The following is a 20,371-nucleotide window of genomic DNA, read 5'->3' as shown; positions in this document are numbered from 1 at the left end:
GTCATTACGGTCCGTTACAGCAGGGAGCCACCAAGTTGCCAAGTCGCCGGCTCGTTTAACTCAGACGCGGCCTTTGCCCCAAAAAAGCGAGCCCGGAATTCCTCCCAGGCTCACTTCATTGATGTGCATCCGCTGCAATCAGCCCTTCACCGCGCCGGCGGTGAGGCCGCTGACGATGTATTTTTGGCCGAACAGATAGAGGATAAATACCGGCAACGATGTCAGCACGAGGTTGGCAAAAATAAGATTCCATTCCCGGCTGTATTTGCCGTAGAAATTGTAGATCGACAACGGCATTGTCCAGGTCGAGCTGTCGGTCAGGAAGTAGAGCGGAATCGTGATGTCGTTCCACACCGACATGAACACCATAATCGCAACGGTAGCATTCACTGGCAGGATCAGCGGCGTCACGATCCGGAAGAATACGCCGAGCACGCTGGCCCCTTCCAGGAACGCCACCTCGTCGAGCGCTTTCGGGATCGTCTTGATGAACCCGCTGTAGAGGAACACGCTAAAGGCGGTGTTCAGCGAGGCGTAAATCAGAATGACGCTGGTGATGCTGCCGTAGAAGCCCAGCGCTTGCACGATCCGGATGGTTGTAATTGTCGACATCGGGGCGATCAGGCCCATAAAGAAAAACATGTACAGCGTATTGGCGAGTTTCGTCTCGCGACGCGCCAGAATAAAGGAGGCCGCCGAAGAAGCCACGATGTTGATGATCGAAGATACACCGGTAATCAACACGCTGTTCCAGAACGACCGGGCGAGCCCGCCTTCTTCAAAGACGCGCACGTAGTTGGAGAACATCCACTTTTCGGGCAGTTTGATCGAGAAATCCATTACTTCGGCGCTCGTCTTAAAAGAACCGAAGATCATGATTAACACCGGCAAAAGAATCAGCAATGAAGCCAGCAGCAGAAGGCCTTCGACAATATAGTTACGAATGGCGAGTTTGCGTGTAAATCCCATTATTCGGTGACCTCCTTACGCCGCATGAAGATGAGCAGCGGGATGGCAATGATCGTAACTGCCACGAACAACAGTGTATTGATGGCTGTCCCCAGCCCCCAGCTTCCTTCGCCGAAGGACCGTAAGATGATCGTGCCGACGACCTGTGAAGCATTGCCCGGGCCCCCGCCGGTCAGGACGAAGACCTCCGAGAAGACCTTCAGCCCGCCGATGAGGGTGAGCATCAGGTTGATATTAATCGCTGGCAGCAGGAGCGGCAGCGTGATATTCGTGAACTTTTTCCAGGATCCGGCCCCGTCGATGGTTGCCGCTTCGTAGTACTCCTGGGAAATGGATTGCAATCCGGCCAAATAAATCGCCATTTGAAAACCGGCATGCTGCCAAATCGAAATCACAGCGATAGTCCAAATAACGATATGCGGATTGGTGAGCCAAGCCTGGCTTAATGCGTGCAACCCCACCGCATCGAACATCCGGTTGATCGCGCCTTCCGTGCGCAAGATTGGGGTAAACACGATCCCGATAACCAGGATGCTCAGAATGGACGGGGAATAAAAAATCGCCCGCAGCAAGTTCCGCGTCTTGAGCCGCATATTTAGAGCCACCGCAAGGACGATCCCGATCAGGTTCTTCCCGACCACGGTGACGACGGCGAAGATTAGGGTATTTTTGAGCGCGAGGAGCAGTGTTTTATCGGAGAAGATCTTATGGAAGTTCTCCCATCCGATGAATTTGATCGTCAGGCGATCCAGCCGCCAATCGGTAAAGGAATAATAAAAGCCCATAAACGCCGGGATGACAAAAAAGATCGTGTAAATGAGTAACGCCGGTAATACGAGATAATAGGAATATAGATTTTTGACCGATGCTTTTGATTTCATGTTCTCCACCCCACTATAGACTGGGGCAGCATAACCCCCGGACGGGACTTATGCTGCCTGCCATTCTTCCGATTTAGAAACCGGGGATTTCTTTATCTGCCATCAGTTGGCTGAACTTCTCGTCCCAAGCCTTCAGAACCTCTTCCGGGGTTAGGCCGCCGGCGAATTGGTCTTGGAGCAGCCGGTACAGCTCGCTGCGGTCAACCAGCATGTAGGCGTCGGTAGTCAAGACGGTTTTCTTCGGCGTGATGTAGTTATCGACGATTTCTTGCTTGTAGTCCGGCAATTCCGGCGTCGTAACGTCATTCAGGTTGGATACGTACCCTTTGGAGTCAACGATTTTCTGGGCGATTTCTTTCGAGCCTAAGAAGTTCAGGAACTCTTTGGCTTCCGCCAAGTGCTTCGCTTTCTTCGGAATGAACAGCTGGCCGCCCAGCGGGCTGGCACCCAGGCTGGCATCTTCCTCGGAAGGGATCGGGAAGACGCCGAGGCGCATGTTCGGATCCTGCTTCAGCACGCCTTCGATCAGCCAGTCTCCCATGAACATCATGGCGACTTCCTTGTTCAGGAATTTCCCCACCGCCATATCGTAGCTGTCACTCAGGACGTCGGCGTTGGTGTAGCCTTGCTTATACACGTCATACTGCTGCTGCAGGAACGTTTGGAATTCCGGGATGTCGGACCATTTTTTCTTATTGCTGTTCAGATCGTCGAAGAAGGTCGGATCGCTCTTGGCTACGAAGTTGGCAAACGCAGCGGCCGGCCAAATATTCGCGGCCCAGTTGTCCTTGTACGGCATAAATACTGGAGTGACACCGCTAGCTTTGATCTTCTCGCAGACAGCCAGGAATTCTTCAAAGTTCTTAGGAATGGACAGACCCAGTTCGTCAAAGATGTCTTTGTTATAGACCACGCCTTGCATCCCGGTGTCTTGGCTGACATGGAAGCTGTAGATGTGCCCGTATGCGGACAGGACGTCTTTGTTCAAAATCCGGCTGGCCCAAGGCTCGTCATCCAGAATTTCAAAGTTGCGTTCCAGATTCAGGTCCGTGGTTGCGCTGGCCAGATTGTATTGAATAATGTCCGGCGTTTCTTCAACGGCCAACTTCGTCTGTAAGACGGTTGTCGTTTGCTCGGCTGGAATCAGCTGCAAATTGACTTTGATGTTCGTCTGCTTCTCAAATTCGTCGAGGATATCTTGTTGGATGAAGGCGGAGTCCTGCGAGCTTTTGGAGATCGCTAACTCAATGGTGACTTTGTCGCCCTTGGCGCCGCCGCTGTTGTTGCCGTCTTGGGCGGTGTTGTTGGACTTGGCGCCTCCGGATCCGCAGGCTGCGAGCGATAAGGCCAGCAAACCGGCGATGACTGCGGTAGTCGTTCTTTTAAGTGCGTGATTCAAGGCGAATCCCCCTTTGTTTGATATGTCTTTGAATGCGCTTGCAACTTGATTATAGATTTCCAGGCGTGTCAGGTACATGTCTGAGGGTGACAGATGAGGTGTAAAATTGTGAACTTGTAACCGTTGTCATGACGTGAAGCAAAGTGGTACAGTTAAACCATCCTAATGCAACATGGCCATAGCCAAAGGGGGCCAAGCCAACGTCATGAAACCTTTCTTCCTCCGCAGAAGTCAGCTGAGCTTGCAGAATAGAGTCTTTTTAACCTTTGTAGCTCTGCTTCTGTTTATATTGGGTTGCTTTATCGTCTACGTCAATCTGGTCGTCATCAAACCGTTGAAAGAGAAAACGGTGGAGGCCAAGCTGGCCGCAGTGACCAAGGTGAGCCAGCAGCTCGACGATTATGTGGACAGTCAAAACCAAATGTCGCAGCGGATTTTGTCCAGCAAGGATGTCTTTACGATTCTGGAGCGGGGTTATCAAACCGACGCTAACCTCGAACGGCTGAATCAAAGCCGCAGGCTGAAGGATCTGATGTTCCAGGCGATCGGCCCCAGAATGAATATTAAGGACATGGTGATTTACGATAAGGCCGGACGCAAAATCGTGTCCTATATTGGTTTACAAGGGGATGCGGCTTCGATCGAAGGTTATCTGAAAAAGAGTCTCATCGACGGAAGCTGGAGCGGCAGCGGTTATGTTCTGGAACGTCAGGGAGGGGCCGTTTCGTTTATTCGATCGATCAATAATCAGAACGGGACGGTATTCGGATACCTGAGCATCTTGTTGGATAATGCATACCTGCAAAGGATCACGCAAGGCGTGGGCAGCGGCCAGGTGTACATCCTGGATCAGAATGGCCAGCCGGTGGTTGGAGATATTCCGAAGGAACATGCCGAGTTGACAACGCCACATTCAGTTGACGGTGTGCATGTAGACGATCACGGGAACTATGTGGCTTACGCCAGGTCGGAAAGCACCGGGTGGACAACCTATCTAGTGACGCCGAAGCAAGACGTACTGGGACCCGTCAACTCGGTCAAGTATTTATCCATTTTGCTGATTACGGCGTTGATGCTGTTATCTTTTGTGTATATTTATTTTTCTTCGCGTAGTCTGTTGTTGCCGATCCGGAAGCTGCGCAGCCAGATTTGGCGGATCAGCTATAGCAATATGAATCTCAAATGGGACAACCCTACGCAAAATAACGATTTAATTCTATTAAACGAGGCTTTTCAGGATCTGATGGAACGGCTGCAAGCATCGATTGAACGGGAGAAGATCGCCCTGCATGAGGAGGTCAAGGCGCGCAACTCTGCGCTTCAGGCCCAAATTGCACCGCATTTCATCCATAACGTACTGTATTTGATCAGCATCGCGGCCCAGGAGGGGAAGACCGACGTCGTCACCGATATGTGCAAGCATTTGTCGGACAGCTTACGCTACATCGTATCCTCTCCTTACGTGCACGTCACCTTAGCCGACGAACTCGAGCATACCCGGCACTACTTGTCGCTTGTTCAACAAAAATACGAAGACGATCTCGAATGGGAGATCCATGCGGACGAATCGGCGCGGAACGTGCAGTTGCCGCGGTTGGTGCTTCAGCCTTTCGTGGAGAACTGTATCGAGCATGCGTTCATTCACTGTGACCCTCCTTGGCGGATCGAGATTACGGTGAAGCAGTTCAACGGGCTGTGGGCCGTGGAGATTAAGGATAACGGAGACGGGTTCCCGCCCGGGAAGATCGATGAAATCATGGACAACCTGCGGAAGAGCGAAGCTGCTGCCGGAGAGGGGAACGAACGACCCGCCTCGATCGGCAACATGGGCATTGTGAACAGCGTCGGCCGACTGAAGTTAATGTACCAGAACCGGCTGTTCTTCAATCTGTTTAACCATGCAGATGGGGAAAAGGGCGCCACGGTCCAGATCATCGGATCGCTCACCAAGGACTTCTACTGAACGAGGAGGGCACAGCATGTACAACGTCATGATTGTGGAAGACAGCAAGCCGATCTTGCGCAATATACGAACGCTGCTAGGTTCACTGGAGCTCCCGTTTCAGGTGACGGCTACAGCCGCCAACGGGGAGGAAGCGTTGGAGCTCATCCGGCAGCAGCCGGTAGACCTGGTGTTGACCGATATTCGCATGCCTAAGCTGGACGGCCTCGCGTTTATCGAAGAGGCGAAGCAGATCCGCCCGCAGTTGTTATTTATTTTGATCAGCGGATACAACGATTTCGAATACACGCGCAAGGCGATTAATTTGCAGGTATTTGACTATTTGCTTAAGCCCGTCGAACGCAAGCAGTTGTTGGAAGTGATGGAAAGGGCGCTGGAGCGTCTCCACAGCCGGGTCCCCAGTGAAGCGGAGCTGTTTCAGGAGATTGTAGCTCCGGAGGTTTATGCGGATTTGCAGCTCGGGGATCAATTCCGCTATTACGGCAAGCTCTTGATCCTCATCCGGAGGCAGCCGTTTGCCGGCGGGCGGGAGCTCTGGAATGCGGAGGAGCTTCAGCGCAGACTGGATGCTATGTTTGCTCCGCAGCTCTGCTGGGTGTTTCCGACGCAGGTGCCTGGTCAATTTCTTGCTATGGTGCAAAAAACGGCGGCGGACGCCTATTCCTCGGTGTATCAATGCCTGGAGTCCGTCCGCAAAACGCTGGAGGCGGCGGGGCTCGCGGCAACGATTGGCGGACAGCTGCTGTCCGGCGACCCGGATCGCCTGCCTGAACTGTATCACCGCATGTCGGGCATTTTGGACGAACGGCAGCCGGTTCATCAAGGCATCGTGGTAGACACAGAGATTCCCCATGCGTTGGGTCATCTGGAGGGTTCTGAGCTGGATCGGGCAACTGCCGCAGCCTTTACCGAGCTTATCGTGGGGCGGAGGAAGGAGCAGTTCTTGTTAAAGCTGAACGAGCAGCTGGTCAAATGGTCGAGCGACAACATTCGGTTTGCGGAGCTGGAACGATTTGTTGCACTCTTGACCGATGCTTTCTCACAAGCGGGAGGCGATCAGGAGACCGGACATCGGCTGGAGCTCGAGACTTCTTCACGTCGTTTGCTTGATGCAGATTGTTTTGAGAGGTTTGGCGAGAACTTGTTGGAATGGACGAAGCAATCCTTCGAATGGCTGCAGGCGCAGAACCGAAAAAGCGGTGAGGAGCTGTTTCGGCAGATTGAGGAATACGTCAGGCTCAATCTGTACTCGTATCTTTCGCTCGCCGATGTGGCGCAGAAATTTCACGTCAGCCCCTCGTATGTCAGCCGAGTCATGAAGAGGTATGCCCAAAGCACCTTCGTGCAATATTATACTGGCCTCAAAATCAAAGAGGCCTGCAGGCTGATTGCCTGCAAGCCGGAAATGCGAATTAAAGAGGTGTCTGATGCTTTGTCATTCAGCGATCAGCACTATTTCTCCAAAGTGTTTAAGGAGTACACGGGCTGCAGCCCTTCGGATTACAAGGAGCGTTGTCCTCCGAACAACCCGGACAACAGCTCGTAAGAGCGCAAGCGGGCCTTGTGGTCGTAGATCTGGGCAGCGACGATGATTTCGTCGGCTTCGGTCTCGGCCAGCAGGTGCTCCAGCCGGTTTCGCACTGTCTCGGGTGAGCCGATCGCCGAATAGCTGAGCTGGCGTTCAACCACGGCTTGCTCCTGCGGCGTCCAATCGAGATGATCCACCGGCGGGCTAAGCTGTGAGGTTCGCCGGCGGATCAGGTTCAAGAACTGCTGGTGCTGGGAGGTCGCCAAGCGGCGGGCCTCCGCATCGGTATCGGCGACGATCACGTTCACGCCGATCATCGCATAAGGCTTCGCCAGCTCCGCTGACGGATGGAAGTGCGTGCGGTATAAATTGAGCGCCGGGAGCAAGTAATCCGGCGCGAAATGGCTGGCGAAGGCGAACGGCAGACCGAGCTGGGCGGACAGCTGCGCGCTGAAGCCGCTGGAGCCGAGCAGCCAGATCGGGATGTGTAAGCCTTCGCCGGGAATGGCGCGCACGCGCATCGAGGAACCGGAGACGGGCTGGAAATAATTCCGCAGCTCTGCGAGCCGCTCTGGAAAATCCTGCCCGTCACTGCCCGGCCCGCGGCGCAGCGCGTGCGAAGTCAGCGGGTCGGAGCCGGGCGCCCGACCCAGGCCGAGATCGATCCGCCCCGGGTACAGCGACTCGAGCGTGCCAAACTGCTCCGCGATAACAAGCGGCGCATGGTTTGGCAGCATGATACCGCCGGATCCAACGCGGATCTTCTTCGTACCGCCGGCGATGTGTCCGATCACGACGGAGGTCGCCGAGCTGGCAATGCCGGGCATGCCGTGATGCTCTGCGAGCCAATAGCGGTGATAGCCCCAGTTCTCGGCATGCTGGGCCAGGTCCAGCGAATTGCGCAGCGATTCGGCCGCCGTGCTGCCGGCGGTAATCGGCGCAAGGTCGAGAATCGAGACCGGAATATGGGATAAACGATGGGATGAATCGTTAGTCTTACTTGAATCAGGCATAAAATCTAGCCTCCTTAGGCAGGAATTGAGATACAAAAGCCTAATTTCTATTATAATCGAAATTTGAAGTGTTGAGCGAAAAAACAATAACCAATTCGATAACAGTTTTTATAGGAGGAACTTATGAGCGAACGTCCAATGATCACGAATCCGATTTTACGCGGCTTTAACCCTGATCCTTCAATCTTGCGAGTTGGGGATGACTACTACATCGCGACCTCTACCTTCGAATGGTTCCCGGGCGTGCAAATTCATCATTCCCGAGATCTCGTGCACTGGCAGCTGATCGGCCACCCGCTGACGAGGGTGTCGCAGCTAGATATGCTGGGCAACCCCGGCTCTTGCGGGATATGGGCCCCTTGCCTCAGCTATGATAACGGGCTGTTCTACCTGATTTACACTGATGTCAAAAGCCGCCACGGCGCGTTCAAGGATACGCCCAACTATCTCGTTACTGCTCCGGATATCCGCGGCCCTTGGTCGGATCCGATCTATCTGAACAGCAGCGGCTTCGACCCTTCGTTATTCCATGATGATGACGGGCGCAAGTGGCTGGTAAACATGCTGTGGGATCACCGGAAAGGGAAGAATCACTTTGCTGGCATCGTGCTTCAAGAATACGATCCGAAGCAACAGAAGCTGGTGGGACCGGTGAAAAATATTTTCCTAGGCACTGACCTTAGAGTAACCGAAGGCCCGCATTTGTATAAAAGAAATGGCTACTACTACCTGCTGACCGCGGAAGGCGGCACGCATTACGAACATGCGGTCACGATGGCCCGATCTCGAACGATTGACGGACCGTATGAAGTGGACCCCACCAATCCGATTCTCACCTCGGCGGGTAAACCGCATTTGGAGCTGCAAAAGGCGGGACATGCCTCGCTGGTCGAGACCCAGACAGGGGAATGGTACATGGTGCATCTGACCGGGCGGCCGACGAAGGACATCTATTGCACGCTTGGCCGAGAAACGGCGATCCAGCGCGGGGTCTGGACCGAAGATGGTTGGTTCCGGTTGGAAACCGGTGGGAATGAGCCGCAAGTGAAGGTGCCTGCTCCCGCCTTGCCGCCGCACCCGTTTGAACCGGAGGCGGAACGGGACGATTTCGAGGCGGAGACGCTGGGGGTACATTGGAGCACGCTGCGTGTTCCAGCGACGGAGGATTGGCTGACATTGCGGGAACGTCCTGGCTTCCTGCGCTTGTATGGTCGTGAATCGATGAACTCGCTGTTCCGGCAGAGCCTGGTGGCGCGGCGGCAGCAATCGTTCCATTGCCTGGCGGAGACGGTGGTGGAGTTCGAGCCGGAGACGTTCCAGCAGATGGCCGGTCTGACCGTGTTCTACGACACGAACGATCATGTGTATTTGCGGATCTCCCGAGATGAGACGAAGGGCAAGAGTCTGAATTTGATCCAGACCAAATACGGCGTCTACGACGAACTGCTTGCGGAAGATATCTCGATTGAAGGGGCTTCGCGCTGCTGGCTGCGGGTCGTTATCGAACGCGAGCTGGCAAGCTTCTACTACAGCCTGGACGGGGAGACCTGGCATGCAGTCGGCGAAGCCGTTGACGTAAGCCACATGTCCGACGATCCGGCGGAGAGATTGCGCTTCACCGGCACCTTTATTGGCGTCTGCGCCCAGGATCTAAGCGGGATGCGCAAGCCTGCCGATTTCGACTATTTTATTTATAAGGAGCTTGATTCATTCTCAAAATGAGAGGGGGTGTAAGAGGGTGTATTTACGAGAGATCACGCTGCTTAAAGAGAAGATGCCCTCCTTCCACGCATACCCTTTCTCGCTCCCGTTAGTTCGAAAGATGAACAAGCTGTATCTCCGCCGTCCAGTTACCTTTTTTGTTGGGGAGAACGGTTCGGGAAAATCCACGTTGCTGGAGGGGATCGCCTACCAATGCGGGTTTAATCCGGCTGGCGGTGGGAGAAACAACGTCTACGAGGTAGATCGATCGGAATCTGCGCTTGGAGACTACCTTCGTCTCTCCTGGAACCCGAAGGTCACGAATGGCTTCTTTTTGCGGGCGGAGTCGTTTTATTCGTTTGCCTCGCATATCGATGATGTTGCAGCAACCCGGGCTTACGGCGGGGTGTCCTTGCACAGCCAATCGCATGGCGAGTCGTTCCTCAGCTTGTTCAAGCATCGATTTGGCAGCCGGGGCATTTATCTGCTGGACGAACCGGAGGCGGCCCTGTCTCCAGCCCGGCAGTTGTCCTTGATGCGGATTATCCATGACTTATCGGATCGCGCCCAGTTCATTATCGCCACGCATTCACCGATTCTGATGGGGTATCCGGACGCGGACATCTTAAGTTTTGATGGCGATCAGCTGGAGCAGATACGTTACGAGGATACGGATCACTACCAAATTACGCGCCGCTTCCTCGAAAACCGGAACAGTGTCCTTCGCACGTTGTTTGAGGATGAAGACGAAGGCGAAGACATCTCCTAGCGCAGCTAGGGCGCAATGGCGAATCAGCGGTCTAACGCTTGCCAGCAACGCTATTGGGCCAAAAACGGGGGTGATGAGAATCTAACGCTTATGAGAGAGCTTATTTGCCGCTTTGGGCCTCGAAACAGGGCCTTTTGGCGCAAATAAGCTCGCTGGCAAGCGTTAGAAATAAAATCCCCCGTTTTTGGCCCCAATAAGCGCTGTGGCAAGCGTTAGCCGAAACTGTGCGCGTTGCTCGGTGGGATTTGAAGCAGTTAGGAGTAACTATAAACATTAAAAGTAACTTGCGCGACGGCAACGTCAATCGTTGAGAATAGGGAACTCGCGGAGTAACTAAATTAGCGGCATTAGAGTCACATGCGGAACAACAACTTAAGAACTGCAGGAATAGTAACCGGAATGACTGTGGCAGTGATAGTGACAGTGGCAGTGGCAACAACAGCAACAAACAGTAACGACAGCCGAGACAGCTAAAGCAACAGCGAATCAGCGGTCTAACGCTTACCAGAAACGCTATTGGGCCAAAAACGGGGGTGATGAGAATCTAACGCTTATGAGAGAGCTTATTTGCCGGTTTGGCCCGCGAAACGGGGCCTTTTGGCGCAAATAAGCTCGCTGGCAAGCGTTAGAAATAAAATCCCCCGTTTTTGGCCCTAATAAGCGCTGTGGCAAGCGTTAGCCGGAGCTACGCACGTTACCTGGAAATGTCATGACACTTTTTCAGTTATGGTCTAAACATGCAAACAGCCCCCGATCCATAGGATCAGGGGCTGTTTTATAATTACCCTTTCACCGCGCCGGCGACAACGCCTTTGACGATGTATTTTTGCAAGAAGATAAAGACGATGATCGAAGGCAGCACCGCCATGACCATAGCGGTCATTGCATATTGCCAGTCGGAGGTGTATTGCCCAACGAAGGTGTATGCGGCCAGCGTCAGCGTTTTGGTTGCCGGCGAGCCGTTGACCATCAGCAATGGGAGCAGGAAGTCGTTCCAAATCCACATCACGTCGATGATGATGATCGTGGTCGTGACCGATTTCAGCAGAGGGAAGATCACGCTGAAGAACAATCGGAAGCCGGAGGCACCGTCGATCGTGGCGCTTTCATCGATTTCCTTCGGAATCCCCTTCACGAAGCCGTGGTAGATGAACAGGGCGAGCGGAGCGCCGAAGCCCCAGTACAGAATGCCAAGTCCCCACGTGCTGTCCGAGAGATGGAGGTTCTTCGCCATTTGCAGCACCGTCAACATGATCGATTGGAACGGAATCAGCATCGGCATGATACAGATAAAGTAAATGATCGAGCTGGCTTTGGATTTCGTACGGGCCAGCTTGTACGCAGCGATGGACGAGATTAATATGATCCCGGCCAAGCCGAGGATGGTGACGACCGCATTATTCAGGAACAGCCGCGGGTAGTTGATGAACTCCCATACATAGCTGTAGTTTTCGAAGGCGAGTTTCTTCGGCAAGGCGATGACATCGGTCATGACCTCGGAGAAGCTCTTCAGCGAGTTGATGATCGTCAGGAACAACGGATACAGGAACAGGATCGAGAGTAGCACCATCACGATTTCCAGGACGATGCGGCCTGCCGTATTCTTTTTCATTACGCCTCAACCTCCCTGCGTTTGAAGATCGTTAGCTGAATCGCTGTAATAATCAGCACGGCGACGAACAGAATTAGCGCTTTCGCGGTACCATAGCCGTACAGGTTGTTCTGGAATGTGTCACGGTAAATGTCGTACGCCACACTGTACGTCGTGCCGCCAGGGCCGCCGCCGGTCAAGGACAGGATGACGTCAAATACTTTAATCGAGTTGGTCAACGCCATAAAGACGGAGATCGTAATCGATGGAGCAAGCAACGGCAGCGTTACGTTAAAGAATCTGCGGACTGGGCCTGCGCCGTCCACCGTGGCTGCTTCCTTCAGGTCATCTGGAACCGATTGCAAACCTGCAATGTAAATCACCATGTAAAAACCAATCGATTGCCAAATGGAGACAAACAGGATCGAAACAAAGGCAAGTCCAGGTTCACCCAGCCAGCTTAGATCAAATATGCCCCATCCGGTGCTGTCGCCAAGGGACTCAAAGCCTTGCATAAAGATGAACTTCCAGATAAAGCCGACAATGACCAAGCTGAGAATGTACGGAATAAAGAAAGCGGCTCTCAGCCAGTTCGTCGTCTTCAGCTTCATATCCAGCACCAACGCCAGCAAAATCGCCAGCACGTTGATGATTACGATATAAAGAATCGCGTATTTAATCGTAAACCAGGCGGCCTGCGAGAAGTTCGCGTCACCCATGAAAATTTGTTTGAAATTGTCCAGTCCGATAAATTTCGGATGCTTGGATATCCCGTTCCACTTGGTCAGGGAATAACGGATTGTCATGACAAACGGATAATAGAAGACCGCGATGATAGCTATCAGAATCGGCAATGTAAATACGCCAAACTCTAATTTCTCGCCCCGTTTTCTCCCTAGTTTGAACATAATGGCACCTCTTTTTCGTGACGTATTGGTATAAACAGCGGTGTGACCGTCTCCCCTATACACTTGGGCTTTTTCGACTATAATGATTATAAAACAGCGGTTATGCCGTCAAAATGGATTTAAGAAAACAGTTAAGGGTAAAAAGGTGAACTCGCTTTTTCGCCCGAGGTACTAGAAATGAGGAGCTATGTTCAACCGCATCCGAAGCATCATGACAACGCTTACTGACCGGATCTCGCGTAGGCTGGTCAATAAGCTTATTTTGTTGTTTACGACGATCATTATTCTAGTAGTTGGCCTACTAACCGTTATCTCTTATGAGATGCTTGAACAAGAATCCGTAGAGCATAGTATGGCCAGCACCACCAACAACCTGAAGCTGATTAATCAGAAGCTGGAAGATTACCTCGCCGGTGTGGAACAAATGTCGCTGCCGCAGATTCACTATGAGGACATTCTGCAGGCGATTATGAACGAAGAATCGGATTACGCGTCAAAAATGTACTTGGAGGACTATCTGCGAGAGCTGTTTTACTCGCGGAATGACTTGGAGAGCATTTATCTCTATTTGATCGATCAACGCAAATACTACTCTATTACGCGCGAAGCTTATAACGTCTCGGTTCGGGTGAGCTATCAGGAGGATATCCCCAATCAGGCGTGGTATAAGCGGGCGATGGAGAGCCGTTTTAACGAAGCCTATCAATCGTTTATCGTGCCAGGGGCGAAGTCGGGCTACGACATGGATGTAGAACCGGACTTTATGGGGTATCACCGCGTGCTGCGGTCCTTAGTCACCCGAGAGCCGAAGGCGATTGTCTCTTTTTATATGAAGCCCACGGTGAAAGATCAAATTTTGAAGGATGTCCCGTTCGAAAACGGAGAGCACCTGCTGTATCTAGATCCGAATAATGTTCCGTTTCATGTGGATGATCCTGCTTTTTTGGAGAAGGTTGAGGATGCACCCTGGCTTGCCCGGCTTGAAGAGGGAGATTCCATGAAGCCGATCACCTGGACCAGTGAGTCTGGCCACAAATATTTGATTATTTACAACATTGAAGCGAACGGGGGCTGGAAGCTGGTCAAACCGATTCCGTACAGCAACCTGTATGCGGCTGCCCGAGCCACGCGGAATATTGGATATCTCATCGGCACAATATTCTTGTTGATTTCGCTCATTCTGGTGACTCTGTTTTCCAACAAAATTACGAGTCCGCTGAAGGATTTGTCTCTCCAGATGCGCCGCTTCAGCGAAGGGACCTTTGATGCGGAAATCCCTGTGAAGGGTCAGGATGAGATCGCTTATTTATCCCGGCATTTCAACCGGATGGTGCGGCGGACGAACGATTTGATTAACGAGCGCTACAAGATGAAGCTGGTGGAGAAGAATGCGATCCTCAAAGCGCTGGAGGCGGAGATTAACCCGCATTTCCTGTATAATGCGCTGCAGGCGATTTCGACCAAAGCGCTCAAGAGCGGGGACGACGAAGTAGCCGATATGGTGGATGCCTTGGCGTTGACGCTAAGATATTGTATTAGTGGAAAAGACATCGTGTACGCTAGGGAGGAGCTGAAGCATATTGAACGTTATCTCGCGTTGCAGAAGGCTCGGTTTGGCAGCCGGCTGCAGGTAACGGTCGAGTGGGAGGAAGCCCTCAAGGAGCTGCAAATTCCCAAGCTGTCTATTCAATCTTTGGTTGAAAACTCCATTAAGCACGGGCTTGAGAAAATGTCGAGCGGCATCTCGATTCGGATTCGGGCCGAGCTGAGGGATAAGCATGCGGTGATCTCTGTCAGCGACAACGGTCCGGGCATTTCTCCGGAACGAATGGAGCAAATCCAGACGTCCTTCCGCCAAGAGTGGGAGGAGCAGGAAGGCGAGAACATCGGACTCAAAAATCTGTATACCCGCTTGAAGCTTCTCTATGGGGAAGAAGCAGAGCTCAAGATCCAGAGCGATGAGCACGGGACGGATATGTGTATGATCATACCGCGAGGGGGCAGCAGTTATGTATAATGTATTGATTATCGACGATGAGGAGCCGCTTCGCGAGGCGATTCGGATTCTAGGAAATTGGCAAGAGCTTGAGGTGGATGAAATCCGGGAAGCGACGGACGGCAAAATGGGGCTTGCCATGCTCGAGCAGTACAAGCCGGACATCGTTATGGTAGATATGAAAATGCCGGAGTTAAACGGGGTCGAATTCCTGCGGATTGTCGAGGAGAAGTATCCCGAGCTGCTGACCATTGTGATCAGCGGATATGACGACTTTGAATATACGCGTCAGGCGATTCATGCGAAAGTGGTCGATTATTTGCTGAAGCCGGTCAATCGTCAGGATTTGAACCAGGCGCTGCGCAAGGCGGTAGATGTGTTAAATGCCAAACGCGAGCGTCAGAAGGAATCGATCACACGAAACATTGCATTTAATATGTCGCTCCCGAAATTAAAGGAGAAGATCTATTTTTCCATTATTGAACGGAGCTTTAAGAAGCAGAGCAGCCAGGCATTCCTCTCGTTAATTGGGGCGGATGAACCGGATCATCGATATGGCGCGCTCGTCCTGCGGATCTTGAACATGGAAGCTGTCCAGGAGAGCCGGTTTCATCGCGACCGGGAGCTGCTCCATTTCGCTGTGGCGAATGTGATTAATGAGGTTGTGGTGAACAATCTGCAGTGCTTCAGCTTTGCCAATCCGAAGCAAGAGCGGGAAGTGATCGCCATCTATACGGTGAAGGGGGGCTACCCGCAAGAGATCGCGTTTCGTGCAGGGGAATTGATGCGAAAAATTGTATCGACGATAGGTGATCTGTTTGGAATGCTGACTGTCGGAGGAATCGGACGATATTGCGAGGATGTGTTACACTTAGCTGAATCGTATGATGAGGCGGTTGCAGGCATTCAGAGCATCGACCTGCTGAAGCTTAAAGGGAACGCGGTCATTGGAGAGGTGGATAAGGCAGCGAGCAAGGAGACGTTCTCCTTCTCCAGTCGAATGCCGATCTTGCGGGGGGCGTTAGAGGCAGGCAATCTTAACCATGCCAAATCGGTGGTGGTCGAGTTTACCAAGAGCATCAAAGCCGCTGGATCCTTCAGCATCGGCGCGGCTGATCGGTTGATGCGGGAAATCGTCGTGCTCATGAATGATACGGTTTCCGAGCTGGGCGTTCCGGCGGACAAGCTTCCTTCCTCCGGCGGAGATCGGTCACTGCATAAGATTGGAATCAGCACGGATATCACTTCGTTTGATCAGTTCGAGGCCATCCTGCTTCATTTAACAGAATATTATCACGAGCAAGTCTGCCGCTCGATGGCCGCAGGCCGCCCGTTCAGCGTTGAGGTCATCAAGGAATATATCGACCATCACTATTTTGAGGACATCAAAATTTCCATGTTCACGGAGAGATATTTTTTGAGCCGCGAGTATTTAATGAAGCTGTTTAAGCAACAATATGGCTGCGGCATCCATGAATATGTGCAGAAGATCCGTATGGATAAGGCCAGAGAGCTGCTGGATGATTCGTCGCTCAAAATCCAGGAGATCTCGGAAATGTTGGGGTATAAGGACAAAAACTATTTCAGCAAGGCGTTCCGGAATTACTATTCGCTGTCACCATCCGAATACCGCCAGCAACAGGAGGAAAGGGGCAAAAAGTGAACTGACGGCAAGGCTTCACTTTTTTACCCTTAATTCACCACATATCTACATTTCATCACTTGACTTCCTTCTTTAAAATAGGGAGCATAGTAAATATTCACCAAAATGAAAGTGGGGGGCAAAGCTAATGAAGAAAAAGATTCTGGCCTTATCATTCAGCCTGGTGTTGATTATGGGCCTGTTATCCGCTTGCGGCGGCAACAATAACGCGGCGAATAACGGGGCAAGCAACGCAGGCAGTGGTAACGGCGCAGCGACGGATGATTCCAAACCCGTAACCATCAATATGTTCACGGCTTCTCCGGAATACACCGACGCATTTAACGCCTACATTGAGGAATATAAGAAAGTGAAGCCAAACGTGACGATTAACCTGGAAATCATGCAGGCGGACTACAACACGGTATTGAAATCCAGAATTGCAGCAGGAAGCACGCCGGATGTATTCCAAACGACCGCGGGCGGAGATATCGACACTTTTGCTGAATACAGTGCGGATTTGACGGATCAACCGCTGGCTGCGGCCATGACGGATGCAGTTCGTGCGAATATGACTTCCTCTGACGGTAAAGTGCTGGGCTTGCCGGTGAAAGGGAACCTGTTCTCCTTAATCTACAACAAGGAACTGTTCGACGAAGCAGGAATCGAGAACTTCCCGAAAACGACGGCGGAGCTGGAGGATGCCATCGCTAAACTGGAAGCGAAAGGCATTACGCCATTTGCGAATGCGTACAAAGAATGGTGGGTATGGAAACACATCTTCCAACATTTCGTGAACGCTGCAGCTCAAGATGCCGGTGTAACATCGCAGGATCTGGTGAAGAGCTTTATTGCCGGGGATGCGAAAATCAAGGATTATCCGGCGCTGTACGACAACTTCTTTAACTTCATCGATACCACGGTAAAACATGGCACCGACAAACCGCTGGAACGCGACAGCAACGCAGAAGTAAGTGACTTTGCATCCGGTAAAGCGGCAATTATGACCGGTAAAGGTGCATGGGACGAAGAAGCGATTAAGAAAATTAACCCAGACATTCAAATCGGCATTGCCGGCTATCCGGTTAGTGACAAAGCCGATCAATCGATGATTATCACAGGTGCGGACCAAGCTCTGCGTATCAACAAAGACTCTGCGGTCGTTGACGAAACGATCGAATTCTTTAACTGGTTGTATACTTCCGACTACGGCAAGAACTGGTTCTCCACGATCGCGAAGGTCATTCCTCCAATCAAGGATGCTCCGCTCCCAGAACTGGATATGCCGAAACAAATGAACGAAATCCTGAAATCCGAACCATCGGGTGACCTGGCGGTCAACTACTCCCTGGATACGTTCCATCAAAAATTCGGCGAAATCATGCAAGCTTACATCGGCGGCAGCAAAACCAAAGATCAAGCTGTGACCGATATCGAGCAAGCATGGGTACAACTGGGTTCGGCTGAGTAATCAACGGGAATCTCGGTTGTTCGTGCAATTACTAAATGAACCCGGCACCATTCTATCGGTGCTGGGTTTTGTTTTTACTCAGGACAGGTAAAGGAGTGTGCGAGGGTGATGAATCGAATCGTGCTTCGGGAGAACGGCTTGCATCTCGTATTGGAAGTCACTGACGAGCAGGATGTGCGGCTGCTGCATTTTGGGGCAAATGCGCTGCATGAAGGGGTGATCCGGGAAGCGCAGAAACCTGGCTTTCGCCTGATGGAGCTGCAGTTGACCGGGGAGGATCGGGCCGAATATCACGGACGAACCCACCGGGCATCGTACCCGGGACTGCGGATGGTTTATAACGGTCATACCAACGGGCGCAACGAGTTCGGGAGAAAGCTGGAGATCGCGCTGCGCGACCCGAAGACCGGGCTGCAGGCGGTGCAGCATATCCAATTCTATGATGGAGTACAGACGGTGCGGGCTTGGGCAGAACTGTACAATGCCGGGCCGGAAGCGGTGGGGATTGAGTATGTTTCCTCTTTTGCATTGACCGGGTTGGATAAGGAGGGCCGCCAGGATCGGGACGAGAAAATGCGGCTGTCCATCCCCCATACCGGATGGCAAAGCGAGCTGCAGTGGCGCACATACCGATTACCTGAGCTCGGCTTATCTCATTTGACGGATCGCAGCTCCAAGCGGATCTCCTGCAGCAATACCGGCTCCTGGTCGGCGGCCGAGCATATCCCGATGGCGGTTCTGGAGAACCGCGAGGCGGAGAGCGTCTTGTTCTGGCAAATCGAACATAACGGCTCTTGGCATTGGGAGATCTTCGATCAGGTGGACCAACTGACCTTGCTCCTCAGCGGACCAACTGAACACGATAACCATTGGTGGAAATCGCTTCAACCGGGTGAGCGGTTTATCAGCGTCCCGGTGGCTGTTGGCGCGGCGAAGGGAGGCTTCGAGGAAGCGATCGGCCAGCTGACCGCTTACCGTCGCCGGATTCGCCGACCGAATGCGGATAACCGGGAACTGCGGATTATTTTTAACGATTATATGAATTGTCTTTGGGGTTCACCTACGACAACCAAGCTGCTGCCGTTGATTGATGCCGCGGCTGAAGCGGGCTGCGAATACTTCTGCATCGATGCCGGCTGGTACGCTTCGGGTGAGTGGTGGGACGGCGTGGGGGAATGGCTGCCGTCTTCGGAACGGTTCCCGGAAGGGATCAAGTACGTATTGGATTATATCCGCACCAAAGGGATGGTGCCGGGACTATGGCTGGAGCTGGAGGTCATGGGCATCAACAGTCCGAAGCTGGCAGACACGGACGACAGCTGGTTCTTCATGCGGCACGGCAAACGGGTGATGGACCGCAGTCGCTACCAGCTCGACTATCGCAACCCGAAGGTGGTGGCCCACGCCGATGAGGTCATTCGCCGATTGGTGGAGGACTATGGTGTCGGCTATATCAAGATGGACTATAACATCAACGCCGGGATCGGGACGGAAACGGCGGCGGACAGCTTCGGCGATGGATTGCTGCAGCATAACCGAGCATACTTGGCTTGGCTCGATCGGATTTTTGAACGCTATCCGGAGCTCGTTATCGAGAACTGTTCCAGCGGCGGGATGCGGATGGATTATGCGATGTTAAGCCGCCACAGCATCCAGTCGACCAGTGATCAGGAAAATTACGTGAACTATGCGGCGATTGCCGCTTCATCCCCGTCCGCGCTGACGCCGGAGCAATCCGCTATCTGGTCGTATCCGCTGCGGGAAGGCGATGATGAAGAGGTCGTCTTCAATATGGTGAATGCGCTGCTGCTGCGTGTGCATCAGAGCGGTCATTTGGCGGAGCTAAGCCCGCGACGCCGGGAGCTGGTGAAGCAGGCGCTGGACTATTACAAGACGATTCGCGCAGACATTCCGGAGGCATTGCCGTTCTGGCCGCTGGGGCTGCCCAAGCAGCAGGACGACTGGATCAGCCTTGGCTTGCGCCGGCCGGGCAGCGATATGGTATATCTGGCTGTATGGCGTACGCGCGGGGAAACCTCCTCACAATCCTTGCCGCTTCCGTCGCTGCAAGGGGAGGGGCTGGACATCCGCTGTGCCTATCCGCAGGACTTGGATTGCGCATGGAACTGGGATGCCGCCGCAGGTCAGCTGACAGTGACTCTGCCTTCCGCGCCGTCTGCCCGATTGTTTAAGATCCGCCGTAAACTATAGGGGGAGCTTAGATCCGAAGAAGATCCGCATCGCTGCTTTTGGCAGGGGATGCGGATCTTTTTTGTGCAAGGATAGCGGGTCATGGGAATGAAATGCGAAGTTCAATTGATCTTCTCGCCCGCCAGTTTGAAGCGAAGCTCAAACAAAAGGGGATCGGGAAGATTCGTTTTGTCGACGTTACCGTAGTAGTCCAATTCATGTCTATCATCGGAATAATAAAATTTGTTCATGAGTTCTCGCTAAATTGATCCTCGCTAGCATTCGTGGATTGGGGTGGATCTCTTTTGATTGACATGAAACCAAATGGTGTCATATAATCGATTTTATTA

14 protein-coding genes are annotated in these 20,371 nt (G+C 52.6%); 8 read left to right on the top strand and 6 right to left on the bottom strand.

The features are described 5' to 3' along the window. Positions 1-138: 138 nt before the first annotated feature. The 3 genes from M891_RS0122300 to M891_RS0122290 form a co-directional block, all read right to left on the bottom strand. Positions 139-969 (bottom strand): carbohydrate ABC transporter permease, encoded by an 831-nt coding sequence (locus M891_RS0122300; RefSeq protein ID WP_016314298.1) that lies wholly within the window; start codon positions 967-969, stop codon positions 139-141. After that, the gene (locus tag M891_RS0122295) at positions 969-1,850 is read right to left on the bottom strand and encodes a carbohydrate ABC transporter permease (RefSeq protein WP_028540324.1); all 882 of its coding nucleotides are present in this window, start codon (positions 1,848-1,850) and stop codon (positions 969-971) included. Before M891_RS0122295 ends, M891_RS0122300 begins: the two co-directional genes overlap by 1 nt. A 73-nt stretch (positions 1,851-1,923) precedes the next feature. After that, positions 1,924-3,249 carry an ABC transporter substrate-binding protein gene (locus tag M891_RS0122290; protein ID WP_028540323.1) on the bottom strand — a complete coding sequence of 442 codons (1,326 nt, stop codon included), beginning with the start codon at positions 3,247-3,249 and terminating at the stop codon, positions 1,924-1,926. A 205-nt stretch (positions 3,250-3,454) separates the two neighbouring features. Between M891_RS0122290 and M891_RS0122285 the strand changes: the two genes are divergently transcribed. Both M891_RS0122285 and M891_RS0122280 read left to right on the top strand, forming a co-directional pair. Beyond that, positions 3,455-5,212, top strand: a complete 1,758-nt coding sequence (locus M891_RS0122285; RefSeq protein WP_028540322.1) for a sensor histidine kinase — start codon at positions 3,455-3,457, stop codon at positions 5,210-5,212. 16 nt (positions 5,213-5,228) lie between these two features. Further along, the gene (locus M891_RS0122280) at positions 5,229-6,758 is read left to right on the top strand and encodes a response regulator transcription factor (RefSeq protein ID WP_028540321.1); all 1,530 of its coding nucleotides are present in this window, start codon (positions 5,229-5,231) and stop codon (positions 6,756-6,758) included. Here the strand turns inward: M891_RS0122280 and M891_RS0122275 are convergent. Then, positions 6,713-7,753 carry an LLM class flavin-dependent oxidoreductase gene (locus M891_RS0122275; protein WP_028540320.1) on the bottom strand — a complete coding sequence of 347 codons (1,041 nt, stop codon included), beginning with the start codon at positions 7,751-7,753 and terminating at the stop codon, positions 6,713-6,715. The two genes, M891_RS0122280 and M891_RS0122275, sit on opposite strands and share 46 nt — an antisense overlap. 123 nt (positions 7,754-7,876) lie before the next feature. Between M891_RS0122275 and M891_RS0122270 the strand changes: the two genes are divergently transcribed. Together M891_RS0122270 and M891_RS0122265 are read left to right on the top strand one after the other, a co-directional pair. Continuing rightward, the gene (locus tag M891_RS0122270; RefSeq protein WP_028540319.1) at positions 7,877-9,475 is read left to right on the top strand and encodes a glycoside hydrolase family 43 protein; all 1,599 of its coding nucleotides are present in this window, start codon (positions 7,877-7,879) and stop codon (positions 9,473-9,475) included. A gap of 16 nt (positions 9,476-9,491) precedes the next feature. After that, positions 9,492-10,223, top strand: coding sequence for an AAA family ATPase (locus M891_RS0122265; RefSeq protein ID WP_028540318.1), 732 nt, complete (start codon positions 9,492-9,494; stop codon positions 10,221-10,223). A 781-nt stretch (positions 10,224-11,004) separates the two neighbouring features. Here M891_RS0122265 and M891_RS0122260 read toward each other — a convergent pair. Both M891_RS0122260 and M891_RS0122255 read right to left on the bottom strand, forming a co-directional pair. Then, entirely contained in the window at positions 11,005-11,835 is an 831-nt protein-coding gene (locus tag M891_RS0122260; protein WP_016314290.1) for a carbohydrate ABC transporter permease, read from the bottom strand. After that, on the bottom strand, positions 11,835-12,722 hold the full coding sequence (locus tag M891_RS0122255; protein ID WP_016314289.1) for a carbohydrate ABC transporter permease: 888 nt from the start codon (positions 12,720-12,722) through the stop codon (positions 11,835-11,837). The genes M891_RS0122260 and M891_RS0122255 overlap by 1 nt, the downstream gene beginning before the upstream one ends. Positions 12,723-12,909: 187 nt before the next feature. On the opposite strand from M891_RS0122255, the gene M891_RS0122250 reads away from it, so the two are divergent. The 4 genes from M891_RS0122250 (at position 12,910) to M891_RS0122235 (ending at position 20,042) form a co-directional block, all read left to right on the top strand. Further along, a complete protein-coding gene (locus M891_RS0122250) occupies positions 12,910-14,739 on the top strand; it encodes a sensor histidine kinase (RefSeq protein WP_028540316.1) in 1,830 nt (609 codons plus the stop codon). Then, positions 14,732-16,381: a response regulator transcription factor gene (locus M891_RS0122245; RefSeq protein ID WP_028540315.1), complete on the top strand. Its 1,650-nt coding sequence runs from the start codon at positions 14,732-14,734 to the stop codon at positions 16,379-16,381. Before M891_RS0122250 ends, M891_RS0122245 begins: the two co-directional genes overlap by 8 nt. 127 nt (positions 16,382-16,508) lie before the next feature. Beyond that, a complete protein-coding gene (locus M891_RS0122240) occupies positions 16,509-17,831 on the top strand; it encodes an extracellular solute-binding protein (RefSeq protein WP_028540314.1) in 1,323 nt (440 codons plus the stop codon). Positions 17,832-17,939: 108 nt separating this feature from the next. Continuing rightward, the gene (locus M891_RS0122235) at positions 17,940-20,042 is read left to right on the top strand and encodes a glycoside hydrolase family 36 protein (protein ID WP_028540313.1); all 2,103 of its coding nucleotides are present in this window, start codon (positions 17,940-17,942) and stop codon (positions 20,040-20,042) included. Positions 20,043-20,371 lie beyond the last annotated feature (329 nt).

The sequence above is a fragment of the Paenibacillus sp. J14 genome (genome assembly GCF_000518465.1).
In the GTDB taxonomy this organism is placed as follows: Bacteria; Bacillota; Bacilli; order Paenibacillales; family Paenibacillaceae; genus Fontibacillus; species Fontibacillus barengoltzii.
The sequence above is the reverse complement of the archived record's forward strand: the minus strand, read 5'-3'. Positions and strand labels throughout refer to the sequence as shown.

Coding starts and splice junctions, on each gene's coding strand:
- M891_RS0122300 (WP_016314298.1), bottom strand. CDS start 969: ATGGGATTTACACGCAAACTCGCCATTCGTAACTATATTGTCGAAGGC.
- M891_RS0122295 (WP_028540324.1), bottom strand. CDS start 1,850: ATGAAATCAAAAGCATCGGTCAAAAATCTATATTCCTATTATCTCGTA.
- M891_RS0122285 (WP_028540322.1), top strand. CDS start 3,455: ATGAAACCTTTCTTCCTCCGCAGAAGTCAGCTGAGCTTGCAGAATAGA.
- M891_RS0122280 (WP_028540321.1), top strand. CDS start 5,229: ATGTACAACGTCATGATTGTGGAAGACAGCAAGCCGATCTTGCGCAAT.
- M891_RS0122275 (WP_028540320.1), bottom strand. CDS start 7,753: ATGCCTGATTCAAGTAAGACTAACGATTCATCCCATCGTTTATCCCAT.
- M891_RS0122270 (WP_028540319.1), top strand. CDS start 7,877: ATGAGCGAACGTCCAATGATCACGAATCCGATTTTACGCGGCTTTAAC.
- M891_RS0122260 (WP_016314290.1), bottom strand. CDS start 11,835: ATGAAAAAGAATACGGCAGGCCGCATCGTCCTGGAAATCGTGATGGTG.
- M891_RS0122255 (WP_016314289.1), bottom strand. CDS start 12,722: ATGTTCAAACTAGGGAGAAAACGGGGCGAGAAATTAGAGTTTGGCGTA.
- M891_RS0122250 (WP_028540316.1), top strand. CDS start 12,910: ATGTTCAACCGCATCCGAAGCATCATGACAACGCTTACTGACCGGATC.
- M891_RS0122245 (WP_028540315.1), top strand. CDS start 14,732: ATGTATAATGTATTGATTATCGACGATGAGGAGCCGCTTCGCGAGGCG.
- M891_RS0122240 (WP_028540314.1), top strand. CDS start 16,509: ATGAAGAAAAAGATTCTGGCCTTATCATTCAGCCTGGTGTTGATTATG.
- M891_RS0122235 (WP_028540313.1), top strand. CDS start 17,940: ATGAATCGAATCGTGCTTCGGGAGAACGGCTTGCATCTCGTATTGGAA.